At 48.1% G+C, this 12,078-nt stretch carries 14 protein-coding genes and 3 pseudogenes; 10 read left to right on the top strand and 7 right to left on the bottom strand.

Going from position 1 to position 12,078, the window contains the following annotated elements; translation table 11 throughout:
• Window positions 1-119: pseudogene (locus QUA33_RS17315) on the bottom strand (photosystem II D2 protein (photosystem q(a) protein)); the annotation flags it as partial.
• 88 nt (window positions 120-207) lie between these two features.
• On the opposite strand from QUA33_RS17315, the gene QUA33_RS17310 reads away from it, so the two are divergent.
• The 3 genes from QUA33_RS17310 (at window position 208) to QUA33_RS17300 (ending at window position 1,501) form a co-directional block, all read left to right on the top strand.
• Window positions 208-387, top strand: a complete 180-nt coding sequence (locus QUA33_RS17310; protein WP_333149755.1) for a hypothetical protein — start codon at window positions 208-210, stop codon at window positions 385-387.
• 146 nt (window positions 388-533) lie between these two features.
• Entirely contained in the window at window positions 534-806 is a 273-nt protein-coding gene (locus tag QUA33_RS17305; protein ID WP_333149754.1) for a hypothetical protein, read from the top strand.
• Window positions 807-829: 23 nt separating this feature from the next.
• Window positions 830-1,501: an energy-coupling factor ABC transporter ATP-binding protein gene (locus QUA33_RS17300; RefSeq protein WP_281363590.1), complete on the top strand. Its 672-nt coding sequence runs from the start codon at window positions 830-832 to the stop codon at window positions 1,499-1,501.
• A gap of 124 nt (window positions 1,502-1,625) precedes the next feature.
• On the opposite strand, the gene QUA33_RS17295 is transcribed toward QUA33_RS17300, so the two are convergent.
• Both QUA33_RS17295 and QUA33_RS17290 read right to left on the bottom strand, forming a co-directional pair.
• Window positions 1,626-2,414, bottom strand: a complete 789-nt coding sequence (locus tag QUA33_RS17295; protein ID WP_333149752.1) for a DUF4058 family protein — start codon at window positions 2,412-2,414, stop codon at window positions 1,626-1,628.
• 129 nt (window positions 2,415-2,543) lie between these two features.
• Window positions 2,544-2,786 (bottom strand): hypothetical protein, encoded by a 243-nt coding sequence (locus tag QUA33_RS17290; protein ID WP_333149750.1) that lies wholly within the window; start codon window positions 2,784-2,786, stop codon window positions 2,544-2,546.
• A 130-nt stretch (window positions 2,787-2,916) separates the two neighbouring features.
• On the opposite strand from QUA33_RS17290, the gene QUA33_RS17285 reads away from it, so the two are divergent.
• From QUA33_RS17285 to QUA33_RS17270, 4 genes and pseudogenes are all read left to right on the top strand, one after another.
• Window positions 2,917-3,129, top strand: coding sequence for a helix-turn-helix domain-containing protein (locus QUA33_RS17285; RefSeq protein WP_193974922.1), 213 nt, complete (start codon window positions 2,917-2,919; stop codon window positions 3,127-3,129).
• 120 nt (window positions 3,130-3,249) lie between these two features.
• Window positions 3,250-3,741, top strand: a complete 492-nt coding sequence (locus tag QUA33_RS17280) for a hypothetical protein (RefSeq protein WP_333149748.1) — start codon at window positions 3,250-3,252, stop codon at window positions 3,739-3,741.
• A gap of 104 nt (window positions 3,742-3,845) precedes the next feature.
• Window positions 3,846-5,804, top strand: a pseudogene (locus tag QUA33_RS17275) (tetratricopeptide repeat protein); the annotation flags it as partial.
• 34 nt (window positions 5,805-5,838) lie between these two features.
• Window positions 5,839-6,141, top strand: coding sequence for a tetratricopeptide repeat protein (locus QUA33_RS17270; RefSeq protein WP_333149746.1), 303 nt, complete (start codon window positions 5,839-5,841; stop codon window positions 6,139-6,141).
• 32 nt (window positions 6,142-6,173) lie between these two features.
• Here QUA33_RS17270 and QUA33_RS28275 read toward each other — a convergent pair.
• The 4 genes and pseudogenes from QUA33_RS28275 to QUA33_RS17255 all read right to left on the bottom strand — a co-directional run.
• Window positions 6,174-6,287, bottom strand: a pseudogene (locus QUA33_RS28275) (hypothetical protein); the annotation flags it as partial.
• 16 nt (window positions 6,288-6,303) lie between these two features.
• Complete coding sequence (locus QUA33_RS17265) at window positions 6,304-6,540, bottom strand: hypothetical protein (protein WP_333102254.1); 237 nt, start codon at window positions 6,538-6,540, stop codon at window positions 6,304-6,306.
• The gene (locus QUA33_RS17260; protein ID WP_333149745.1) at window positions 6,537-6,824 is read right to left on the bottom strand and encodes a type II toxin-antitoxin system HigB family toxin; all 288 of its coding nucleotides are present in this window, start codon (window positions 6,822-6,824) and stop codon (window positions 6,537-6,539) included. The genes QUA33_RS17265 and QUA33_RS17260 overlap by 4 nt, the downstream gene beginning before the upstream one ends.
• A 192-nt stretch (window positions 6,825-7,016) precedes the next feature.
• Complete coding sequence (locus QUA33_RS17255) at window positions 7,017-8,525, bottom strand: UbiD family decarboxylase (protein ID WP_333149758.1); 1,509 nt, start codon at window positions 8,523-8,525, stop codon at window positions 7,017-7,019.
• A 336-nt stretch (window positions 8,526-8,861) separates the two neighbouring features.
• Between QUA33_RS17255 and pstS the strand changes: the two genes are divergently transcribed.
• The 3 genes from pstS to pstA all read left to right on the top strand — a co-directional run bounded on the left by pstS (window position 8,862) and on the right by pstA (window position 12,077).
• Window positions 8,862-9,890, top strand: coding sequence for a phosphate ABC transporter substrate-binding protein PstS (gene pstS / locus QUA33_RS17250; RefSeq protein WP_333149743.1), 1,029 nt, complete (start codon window positions 8,862-8,864; stop codon window positions 9,888-9,890).
• Window positions 9,891-10,092: 202 nt separating this feature from the next.
• On the top strand, window positions 10,093-11,094 hold the full coding sequence (gene pstC / locus QUA33_RS17245) for a phosphate ABC transporter permease subunit PstC (RefSeq protein WP_333149741.1): 1,002 nt from the start codon (window positions 10,093-10,095) through the stop codon (window positions 11,092-11,094).
• 2 nt (window positions 11,095-11,096) lie between these two features.
• A complete protein-coding gene (gene pstA / locus QUA33_RS17240; RefSeq protein ID WP_333149740.1) occupies window positions 11,097-12,077 on the top strand; it encodes a phosphate ABC transporter permease PstA in 981 nt (326 codons plus the stop codon).
• Window position 12,078 lies beyond the last annotated feature (1 nt).

The following is a 12,078-nucleotide window of genomic DNA, read 5'->3' as shown; positions in this document are numbered from 1 at the left end:
CAGGGGAATAGCAGGATGCCAGACCAGCCTACGAAGACGAAGCGATCGCGTTTGAGCCAGTCGTCGAGTACATCAAAGATGCCTCTTTCGGTCTGGGCGCGTCCGACTGCGATTGTCATTACGCAAATCTCCAAATGGATATAATTACAGCGGATCTTTCTCTAGTCATTAGTCTCCAACCGTTGCCTCTGCTTACCAGAAAACAAGTTGGATTATGAACAGAGTTTACTTTTCTTTACCGTATTGACGATTATAGAGGTAATTCTTTACAAGAGCAAGTTTTTCTTAAAAAACTTTCGGCTCTTGAGTTTTGACTTGTGCGAAGTCCCCGAAGCCCTCGAAGTCCCCGAAGTCCTTGCCCTGCATTTGGGAACTTCTACTATATAGGAGTCTCTGCGCTTTGCGTCAGAAGCCCCGTGGCTTGGTAGATGTATCGCCCTCAACCTCGGATTTTTCTAAGAAACTGGGTTTCCGTGGGTAAGTCCTATATATATACTGAGGATAGAGCTCCAAACTTAGGTTTTTAAGACTATATGTTCAGCATTGACATCATTGTGAAAAATACACCCGTCTCGCTGTCGGTGCAGCGGAAGTTGGAGGAGGACGCTGAGACTGTTTACCAGCAGGTACTGGCGGCGATTCGCAACTCCCAACCGCAAGTTTTGGAACTAACTTGCGAGAAAAATCCTGAGAAAAAGGTGGCTGTAGTCAGCAGCGAGATTTCTGGGGTGGTGGTTTCTCAGAAATCGGGGGCGTCATCTACAGGCAGATCTCCGGGTTTTGTCTCGATGTCGGCTGCAGAATGAGGGCTGGGGGTGTTGGTGCCGATATGAGCCAGTCAGCCGTTGCTGTGCGGGATTTGGGTTTTTGCTGGCCGTCGGGCGATCGAGTGTTGCAAGGTTGCTCTCTGGATGTACCCAAGGGCGAGTTTTGGATGCTTTTGGGTACTAACGGCAGCGGCAAGTCTACGCTGTTGAGGCTGATGGCTGGGCTGCTGCACCCCCAGTCGGGGGAAATTGACTTGGGTGGGCGAGTGGGTTTTGTGTTCCAAAACCCGGATCACCAACTGGTGATGCCGACTGTCGGTGCGGATGTGGCTTTTGGTTTGGTGGAGGAAAAGCTTTCTAACGTTCAGGTGCGGGAGAGGGTGGCGGAGGCTTTGGAGGCTGTGAATTTGCTGGATTTGCAGCGGCGGCCGATTTATGCTTTGAGTGGGGGCCAGAAGCAGCGAATTGCTCTTGCTGGGGCGATCGCCCGTCACTGCGAAATTCTGCTGTTGGACGAACCGACGGCTTTGTTAGATCCTGATTCTCAGTTGGATTTGGTGGCGGCGGTGCAGCGGTTGGTGAAAAATCGCGGGATTACGGCTTTGTGGGTGACTCACCGTTTGGATGAGTTGAATTATTGTGATGGGGCTTTTTTGTTGGAAAAGGGCCAAGTGGTCGATCGGGGAGATCCGGCGCGTTTGAAGCAGCGGTTGATGCAAAGCCAAGATGTTTAGCTGTCAAGCAATTTGAGAATTAAGTCATTCTGCGAGGGAAACCGCTCTGCAAGTCAAACGAACTCTGCCTCCGCAGACTAAGAAATAAATAGGGTATTTAACCAGATTTTGGCGGCACGGCAATTTAATCTCGCAATCCTCGATCGCGCAACCAAGCATCTGCCCAAATTGTATCGGCTTCTGACAGCGGTGGTATGACTTCCCAGTTGCGATAATCTATCTTCAGGTCGTAACTTGCTATGTCGTAAATTTGATTGAATAATTCCTGCAAGTTTATGACAGGTTCGGTATCGCCCGATCGCAGCGGCAGAGGAAAGGCAGGCATCGCGTTTTGCACGTTAAAAGCGTACAAATCGGCTCTGGGACGGCGATTTCCCCGACATACCAAAACGCTATAGTGACTTTCAACATTATTGCCAATAACTGGCATTTTTCGACCGCGCCGCAATAAATCTATTTCAATTAAATGAGTGCGGCTACCTAAAATTTCTTCTCGCTTTTCCTCGTACATTTGTCGTCCTTTTCCTGTGCGCTTATTGCTAGGCGAGAGGATTTCAATCAGGGTGATTAGTTCTTGGTTTCCTCTTTCTCTAATTTCTAAATAGCCTTCCCGAACCTGGTAGGGCATGGGAATATTTACTGTCAAGGGTTGTGTTGGTAGCGCTGCAACGGCTACGTTTGATGTGATTAATTCGGTTGTAGTTCTTGGCTGAATTACGTTTACATCAGGAATGCCAATTGACAAATCATCATCAGCGGTTTCATAGATTCTCACTTCCAACGAGACTAAATACTTAGGACGCAGTTGTGGAGACAAAAATCTAAAAATTTCACTAATTAACAAGTGATGTAGGGCAGGCCAGAGTTCGGGATGCTCTAAATACGGGTCCATACCAGGAAAGGGAGATGGCATTGATGTGACTCCTTGACTCAAGTCTATTTATAGTTTAGCAACATTTTTTTGGGGAAATTAGGGTCGATCGCACTTCCTGCCAAATAGAATAATTCCTATTTGTGGAAGGGCGATCGCACTTGTTAACGGTTAAACTTTGATCGGCAATTGTGTTTCAATTGGAACGCTATTTTCATCTAAGACAGACACCGCATTTACGAAAACAATTGTATGCGGGACTGCGGGCATTAAGCGGCGCAGTGCATTTAGGTAAGATTCGGCATCGGGACGGCGGGCGAAACGGGCGACTGTTAACCGCTGACAGTTGGGGAGGTGGCGAATTAGATGCCAAGGTTGAAGTCGATCGCGATATGTCGATTGTTTTGGTATCATAGATGTGTTCTGCCCACTTTTGTGGGTGGTAAAGGAAAGGCGTTCGCCCTTGATTTCTCAGGTCGGAGGGCGATCGCTTATTTATGATGTTTTATATTAAACTCGAATACTCGAGTGTTGTCAAGAGGGAATGGGACGAATTAGGCTGCGAGTTCGAGAATTTGCTCAAGAGAAGGGTTGGAATCTGACAGAAGTATCCAAAAGAACAGGTATTCCATATACCACGATCATTACCTATGCCAATTCTCAAGGCATGGCTACCGTTGACTACACAGCTTTGGACAAGATGGCCCGTGCGTTCGATATTGCGATCGAAGATTTAGTCGAGATTTTGGAACAGTAAACTGATTATGCGTAAACGACGGCTCTTGCGTTAGCACTTTTTACACGATACTTGCGTATATTAGAATTTGGCGGCTGTAGACTAAAGTCAGGAGTTGTTCAGTCTGCCGGAGTTATATTAATGCCAATTAATCGTCTGTCTGACATGGAAGAGAACTTGGAAGATCTGAAAGACCAATTAGTGGGCAAGCAGAAGGCTCTAAATTTAGCACCGCAAGAAGAAAAGATCCGAATTAAACAGCAAATCCGAGAGCTACGCAAGGAAATTCGGGAGCAGGAAGAGGAGTATTGGCAGGTTCTCGATCGGCAAACGAAAACAGAAGAAATTCCCGAACATGAGGCTGAGATTATTGTTGCCGAGATTGTCGAAGAAGTTGGGCAAATTGAAGTGCAGCGGCAGTATCCCGATGACGTAGTTCAGATTTTGCAGGAGATTCGGGACAAGCTAAACCAACCGGAAGCAACAGCGGCCGCGAAACTTAAAGGCGTGATGTCACCAATTCCACCGTTTGTGGGAATTGCGTATGAAGTGGAGTTGGATACAGAGAAGTTTTTACAGCGACATTTTCCAACGTTTCAGGAGTGGGCTAAGGTATTAGCAAAAAAGTCCTAGACCTGGAGCGAAAAACAGCTAATCCAGGTTTCACAAGTTTTTACCAACTATACGATATTCCCTCGGAACTCGGTTCAAAAAACTTTGTCGGACGGGATGAGGAGATGCAGCAATTGCACGGATTGTTGCAGGATGGGAGCCGCGTTGCGATCGCCGCTGCGTCGGGGATGGGCGGCATCGGCAAGACAGAATTGGCATGGCAGTATGCAACTTTTCACCGCGACTGCAATACCTATCCAGCCGGGATTTGGTGGCTGTTTGTGCGGGAAATCGATTTAGCGCCGCAGGTGTTGCAGAAAGCGCTGCGAATGGGAATTCAGCCGCCGGATACTCTCGACAATCTGGAGGAACGGTTGCAGTTTTGCTACGAAGAGTGGGCAAAACAAACCTCTGGCAATGCTCTGCTGGTATTGGATGATGTCAACGATTACCGCGCGGTGCAGCGGTTGCTGCCTAGAAATCCCCGCTTTAAAGTGTTGCTGACAGCGCGACAAATTGTGCCGCCGCCTGTGGGGTGTTTGCCTTTAAAAGTGTTGAAACCAGAGGCGGCGCTAAACTTGCTGCGGCTGACGGCTGGGGATTTGCCGGGAAACGGGCTGGGACGGATTGATGCCCAGCTTGATGATGCTCAAGCGCTTTGTCAGTGGTTGGATTATTTGCCTTTGGGCATCGAACTGGTGGGGCGCTATCTGCGACGCAAGCGGGCGCTGTCTTTGGCAGAAATGCTGAAACGGTTGCAGAGTCAGCGATTGGAGGCGCGGGCATTGCAGGAGGCGGAAGCTGGGATGACGGCTAGGCGCGGAGTGGCAGCAGCCTTTGAGTTGAGTTGGGCGGAGTTGAAACTTCCGGCGCGGACGCTGGGGTGTCTGCTGAGCGTGTTTGCCCTGGCTCCGATTCCTTGGGAGTTGGTAGCCGACTGTTTGCCGGATTGGGATGAGGAGGAGTTGGAAGATTGTCGGGATTACGAACTGCTGGAACAGAGTTTGCTGTCGCTGGTGGAGGATGAAAGGTCAGATCCGGGTCAATCTGAGCTGGTGCAGCCACGCTATCAACTTCATGCTTTGATTCGGGAGTTTTTTGGGGCGAAATTGCAGGGACGGGCTGATGCTGAGGATTTGCGGAGAAGTTTTGCGGTGGCGCTGACAGCGGTGGCGAAGACGATTTCGTATCCGGTGACGCTGGAGGTGCAGGAACGGGTGAAGGAGGCGCTGCCGCATGTGGAGGTTGTGGCGGAGCAATGGTCGCATTTGCTGAAAGATAGTGATGCTGTGTGGTCTTTCACGAGGTTAGGGTGGGTTGCTCAGGGACAGAGTTCTTGGGTAGAGGCGGAGAAGTGGTTCAAAGCTTGCCTCCAGATGACACAGCAACGCTGCGGAGCCGACCATCCCGGTACGGCAACGAGTTTGAACAATCTGGCAGACCTATACCGTGCAATGGAACGCTACCCAGAGGCGGAACCGTTGTTAGTGCGATCGCTCTCGATCTGGGAGCAACAGTTCGGAGTTGACCATCCCCAGACGGCTATGAGTTTGAACAATCTCGCAGCCCTGTACTATGCAATGGGTCGCTACGCGGAGGCGGAACCGTTATTAGTGCGATCGCTCTCTATTTACGAGCAGCAGCTCGGAGCCGACCATCGCAATACCGCTCCGACTTTGAACAATCTGGCAGAGCTATACTGTGCAATGAGACGCTACTCGGAGGCGGAACCCTTGTTCGTACGATCGCTCGCCATCACAGAGCAGCAGCTCGGAGCCGAGCATCCCCACACGGCTATGAGTTTGAACAATCTGGCAAATTTGTACTATGCAACGGGACGGTACCCGGAGGCGGAACCGTTATTAGTGCGATCGCTCGCCATCTGGGAGCAGCAGCTAGGAACCGACCATCCCCATACTGCTCAGAGTTTGAACAATCTGGCAGAGCTATACCGTGCAATGAGACGCTACTCGGAGGCGGAACCCTTGTTAGTGCGATCGCTCTCTATTTACGAGCAGCAGCTAGGAGCAAAACATCCCGATACGGCAAGTAGTTTGAACAGTCTGGCAGGGCTGTACAAGTCAATGGGACGCTACGCGGAGGCGGAACCCCTTTTATGTGCGATCGCTCGCCATCCTGGAGCAGCAGCTCGGAGCCGACCATTCCCATACGGCAACGAGTTTGAACAATCTGGCAGCGCTATACCGTGCAACAGGATGCTACGCGGAGGCGGAACCGCTTTACCTGAGAGCATTAGAAATCTTGTTTAACCGATTGGGAGAGAATCATCCCAACAGCCAAACCGTTAGGAGAAATTTCATTGATTGTCTCCGGGAGGCGATGTCAGCGGGTCAAGACTCGCAACTTTCCCAGCATCGAACAACGCAAGCAATGCTTAAGCGAGTTCGGGAGACGGAGTAGCTGTTGCTGTTAGAGCGATTGTGACCAATTTCTTACTCAAATTTTTGGCGAATCGATTCATCTACAAAACTCCAGTTTCCAGATGGAAAGACAATGATTTGCTGTTCGTCGCCTGCGAAAATGTCAAGTCCGCCACTTTGTGGGTCAAAGCGGAATAGTGGGTTATGGAACCTCTTCTAATTCAGGAATATGTTCAGCTTCATAGTTTTCGACTAAAACACCAATAACGTCCATCATCGAAGCCAGGGGATGACTTTCATCCTCGCCCACTCGATCGATAAGGCTATCTAGTAGTTCGACTAAACGCTCGTATTCCTGTTCGGTGTGAGGGACAAAAACCATTTTAGCAATGGATGACCAAGCACCAATTGTTTGATCGAGATTAAGACTTTGCATCATTCTTTCCACCTTTCTTCATCGTATTCTGAGTGAGTTAATACAGCTCGAATGTAGACTTTGTGCCGATTGTAATGAATAGCAGCAATGAGTCTAACTTTATTCCCTCCAATGTTGAAAACAGTCAATTTCCCTACTCGATCGGCAGATGGAAATAGTTCACGGAGTTCAACGAAGGTCGCAAATTCATTTTGTTTGACGAGTTTGTACCACTGAACCAAGGCATTTGTTGTATCGGGATGAAGTTTAGCAAACTCATTCAGCCGTTTGCGGGTGATCACGTGCATATTAATTTACTCATGCCTCCTCCTCTTTAATTTTTGGCGTTAGTCTTGTCAACGGAGCATCGAGCCAGATTCTTCGCTTCGCTCAGAATGACAGGATTACCTTAAAATGCGTAAATCCAGTTTATCAAACTCCCCAAAAAAAAGGGAGAAATCCTCTCTCCCCTTCTCCTCTACGCCTTTACGGTTCCTTCCCTACTTCATCTCATATCCAAACAAATTCGGATCGACTTCTCCCAAATTCAAATCCGCCAAACCATACTCAGCCCAACGCCTTTCTACCATCGCCGCCACATCCGGATCGGACTCCAAAACTTCCCCCCATTCGTGATCGGTTTCCGGCGGCATCTTCGTAGTAGCATCAATCCCCATTCTGCCTCCCAAACCAATCTTTTCACTGGCAAAATCTAACGTATCAAAAGGCGTATTCGGAAGAATAAATACATCCCGAACTGGATCGACTTTAGAACTAATTGCCCAAACTACTTGACGGGGGTCGCGAATGTTGATACTTTTATCGACAACAATCACAAACTTAGTGTAAGTAAACTGCGGTAATGCACTCCAAAATGCTAAAGCAGCCCGCCGTGCTTGACCGGGATATGCTTTATCGATCGAGATAATTGCAGCTTTATAACTCAGCGCTTCCATCGGTAAGAAGAAATCGACAATTTCCGATACTTGCTGCCGCAAAATAGGGGTATAAATACGGTTAAGCGCGATCGCCATCATTGCTTCTTCTTTCGGCGGCCGCCCGCTAAATGTGGTCAGATAAATCGGGTCTTTGCGGTGCGTCATGCAGTGGAACCGCACCAACGGCGAATCTTCCACGCCGCCGTAATAACCCATGTGATCCCCGAAGGGCCCGTCGGGCAGAACTTCCCCCGGCGTAATCGTTCCTTCTAACACAATTTCCGAGTCCGCCGGTACTTCCAAATCTACGGTTTTGCACTTCGCCAATTGCACGCCGGAACCGCCGTAAAGTCCCGCAAATAACCATTCCGATAAATCTACAGGAATTGGCGTTGCTGCGGCGAGAATAATCAGGGGATCGACTCCAAGGGCGATCGCAACTTCCAACTTTTTACCAGCCTGCGCCGCTTTCCGCAAGTGTCGCGCCCCGCCCCGCACCGATAACCAGTGTACAGTCATCGTGTTTTTTGACTGCAACTGCAACCGATAAACCCCCACATTCGGCGTGCCGGTTTCGCAATCTTTGGTAATTACCAAACCCAGGGTGATAATTTTGCCCGCATCTCCCGCATAAGGGCGAATCATCGGGATTTTGTTCAAATCCACTCCTTCTCCCTCAAATACCACTTGCTGGCAAGCTGGGAAAAAGTCGCGGCCGGGTTTGGCTTTCACTACGTCGAACAGCACTTTGCCGAATTCTATCGCTTGGGAAATCTTTTTCGGCGGTTTTGGCTGTTGCAGCATTCCCAGTTTTTTGCCGAGCTCTTCTAGTTCGATCGGCTTTTCCATGTTCATCGCCCAGCAAACGCGCTCTTCCGTACCCAACAGGTTAATCGCTACGGGGAAATCTGCCCCTTTGACGTTTTCAAACAGCAGTCCAGGGCCGCCTTTTTGCAGCATTTGGTTGGAAATTTCGGCAATTTCGAGGTCGGAATCGACTAAGGCGCTAATCCGGCGCAGTTGTCCCCGTTCTTCGAGTAGTTTTAGGAATCCCCGCAAGTCTCTTGCCATTGTTGTTAAAGAAATGTTAAGTGTCCCTACTATTATGCGGCGATCGGGGGATGGAGTGCGGGGTGGAGGCGATCGGGCATCGCTCAATAAATTTCTATTGTTATCGTTAATCTATGACTTGGTATTTCTCTGATTCATCAAAAATTGACTTTAGCTAATTTTTATTTGCAATACTCTTAACCATAATTTAAACAAAGCTTATTCTATTATTATTTAATCTACTGTTAACCAAAATTTAAAACAAGCTTATTCTAAGCTATCCCTTTCTTGGCGGGTTTCAGTCTATCCTATGGAGGAGATTTGCAAAGCCTGCTATTAATTTGAGGACAAGGAGTTATGGTTTTCTTCACTAAAGGCTGGCGACGTGCCTTTATAGTTACGCTAGCGGTAGCAGCATTTTCGCTCTCGTTGATTACTTCCGCTGTAGCTGCGGTAACACTAAACGGTTCGGGAGCCACTTTCCCCAAACCTCTTTACGATCGCTACTTCTCTCAGATGAGAAGTGCAAATCAAATTACTGTAAATTACGAAGGAACTGGCAGCGGTGCTGGTATCAAAGCATTAATTTCAGGCACTGTTGATTTCGCAGGCAGCGACGCGCTGATGACGGCAGCGCAAATAGCCGAAGTAAAGCGCGGTGTCATGGCGGTTCCGACTGCTGGCGGCGCTGTTGCAGTTGTCTACAACTTACCCGGAGTGACCAATCTGAGGCTAAATAATGATGCGATGAAAGGCATATTTGAAGGTAAAATTACCCGCTGGAACGATCCTAAAATAGCGGGAATTTCAGGACAAGCTAAAAACTTGCCAAATACTGCGATTCGAGTAGCTGTACGGGCAGACAGCAGCGGTACAACCTTTATTTTTGCTAACCACTTGCAGGCGATCGGCAGCAGCATCAAAGCTGCCGCTCAGCCGAAGTGGCCAGACACCGCTGTCAGCGGTCAAGGAAACCCCGGCGTAGCTGCTTTGGTGAAGAATACAGCGGGTGCGATCGGCTACGTTCAAGATACTTATGCTCGGCAAAACAATCTCCAAACAGCATTTCTTCAAAATAAAGCTGGTAGGTTTGTAGATCCTAGTTTGGCTGAAGCAGAGAAAGCTTTAGCAGGGGAAACATTCCCCGCAGATTTCCGCTTAGTAGAAGGAAATCCTAACGACGGTTATCCGATTGTTGGTTTGACTTGGCTGTTAATCTACAAACAGTATCCTGCTGCGAAAGCAGAGGCTATTAAAAAGATGGTTAATTGGGTGATGACTACAGGTCAAGGTATCAACAAACAGCTAGAGTATACTACAATTCCTTCAGCTACAGCTCAAAAGGTGGTTCAAACAGTTAATCAGACTGTGGTTGCCAGAAATTAATTTTGGCGAGCGCACGGGTTTATGAGTTGATGAGTTAAATGTAGGACTCAAAACTCATAAATGATCGGGTTAATGTGCGCTAGATTTACTGTGTAAGGTACGCAATGCGTACCTTACCAACCAGGTGTGCAGCGTGCAGCCAGCGCATTAGAATTACTCTTATTGCAAGCAAATATTTCACTTTTTACGCAATAATTCCGGTATGACCAATCTTTCAAAAAAATCGAAAAAACAGACTCGGCAACCGGCAGAAATAAACACAGAAGTAGATTTGACAGATACTACTGGTGAAGGTTTATGGATGGAGTCAGGATTTACATTATTTGTATGGGGTTTTGCCCTAGCGACAGCGGGTACGTTGTTTTGGATGAGTGCGGTAATTTTTAAAGATGCTTGGCCTGCTATTAGCAAATTTGGACTCTCCTTTTTGTGGAATCCCAAGTGGGATATCGGCGAGTTGCAGTTTGGGGCTTTGCCGTTTATTTACGGTACTGTAATTAGTTCTGCGATCGGCATAATCATCGCACTTCCTTTAGGGCTGTCAGTAGCTATAGTTACTAGCGAGAACTTCTTACCCGTTTGGGTGCGATCGCCCTTGGGATTCATGGTTGAATTAATCTCGGCTATTCCCAGCGTGATAGTTGGCCTTTGGGGAATATTTGTTTTGATTCCCTTTTTGTTGCCCTTGCAGCAGTCATTGTTCGATAATTTCAGTTGGTTTCCCCTGTTCAGCAGCGAACCTTTAGGCCCCGGAATGCTGCCCGCTGGAATCCTTTTATCGATTATGATCCTGCCCACCGTAGCCGCCATCAGCCGCGATGTATTGATGTCAGTTCCAGTCGATTTGCGAAGTGCTTCTATGTCCCTCGGTGCCACCCGCTGGGAAACAATATTTAAGCTGTTACTACCAGCAGCTAGTTCAGGAATTATAGGCGCTACAATCTTGGCCTTGGGACGCGCTTTAGGCGAAACAATGGCCGTCACAATGGTGATTGGCAACTCGATTCAAATTAACAAATCCCTGCTAGCTCCCAGCTACTCAATTCCTGCTGTTTTGGCAAGTCAATTTCGGGAAGCTCTCGAACCGCTGCACATCGGCGCTTTGATGTATTTAGCCCTAATTCTATTTGTCATCACTCTGTTGGTAAATGCGATCGCAGTATTGTTAGTTCAGTTAATTGGCGTCAAAGGAGCTAAGAATTAAAAATGAATCAAGTACAAAATTCAGACAGCATTCTGGATGCAGAAATCTACAACCCTCTGTCGTTGACCAGAATTTTTTTCAGCCATGGAATGACAGTTATTGCTTTCGCTCTGACAGCTCTTGCCCTGCTCCCTTTGTTTGCTATCTTATACAAAATCCTGGGAGAAGGACTCACACATTTGAGCTGGGAAGTGCTAGTGTCTCTACCAGCACCCGTTGGAGTTGAAGACCAGCCCAACGGCTTTGCAAATGCGATTCTTGGGACAGCTTTAATGGTAGGAATTGCTACGTTATTTAGTGTTCCAATCGGCGTAATGACGGGAATATTTTTGTCTGAGTTTGGTAGAGAAAACAAAGCGATGGCTAATAGTATTCGCTTTATCACCGTCATTCTCAGCAGCGTTCCCTCGATCGTAGTTGGCGTCTTTTCCTACGCCCTAATAGTCGTTACCACCAAAGCATTTTCATCCTTAGCAGGCGGTTTTGCCCTCGGCATCATCATGCTTCCAGTTGTTGCTCTGACAACAGAACAAGCATTAAAATTAGTGCCTACTTCTTACCGCCTCGCTTCTGCTGCTTTGGGAGGGGGACGCTTTCAAACGATGTTTCGCACGATCGTACCCTCAGCACTTCCAACTATTACCACAGGTATTTTACTAGCTGCTTCGCGGGCAGCCGGTGAAACAGCCCCGCTGATTGTAACGGCTTTGTCGAGTCAATTTTGGCCTCCTTTAGTTGATAAATTGGGCGAGATAATGCAGTCTCCGATAGGTGCAGAAACTATGTCAAAACTAAAAGAAATTCCCGAAACACTGCTGACCCCGACTCCTTCTATGTCGGTATTAATATATAGCTACGCCAGCTCTCCTTACAAGGAGCAGAACGAATTGGCGTGGACTGCTGCCTCGGTCCTTTTGGGCATGGTTTTGATTGCTAGCGTCGCATCCCGTACAGTAACTCGGAAACGCTTGCAAAACCGATAAA

The organism is Microcoleus sp. Pol14D4 (genome assembly GCF_036701245.1).
Classification (GTDB): domain Bacteria; phylum Cyanobacteriota; class Cyanobacteriia; order Cyanobacteriales; family Microcoleaceae; genus Microcoleus.
Note: the sequence above shows the minus strand (reverse complement) of the source record. Positions and strands in the feature narration are given on the sequence as shown.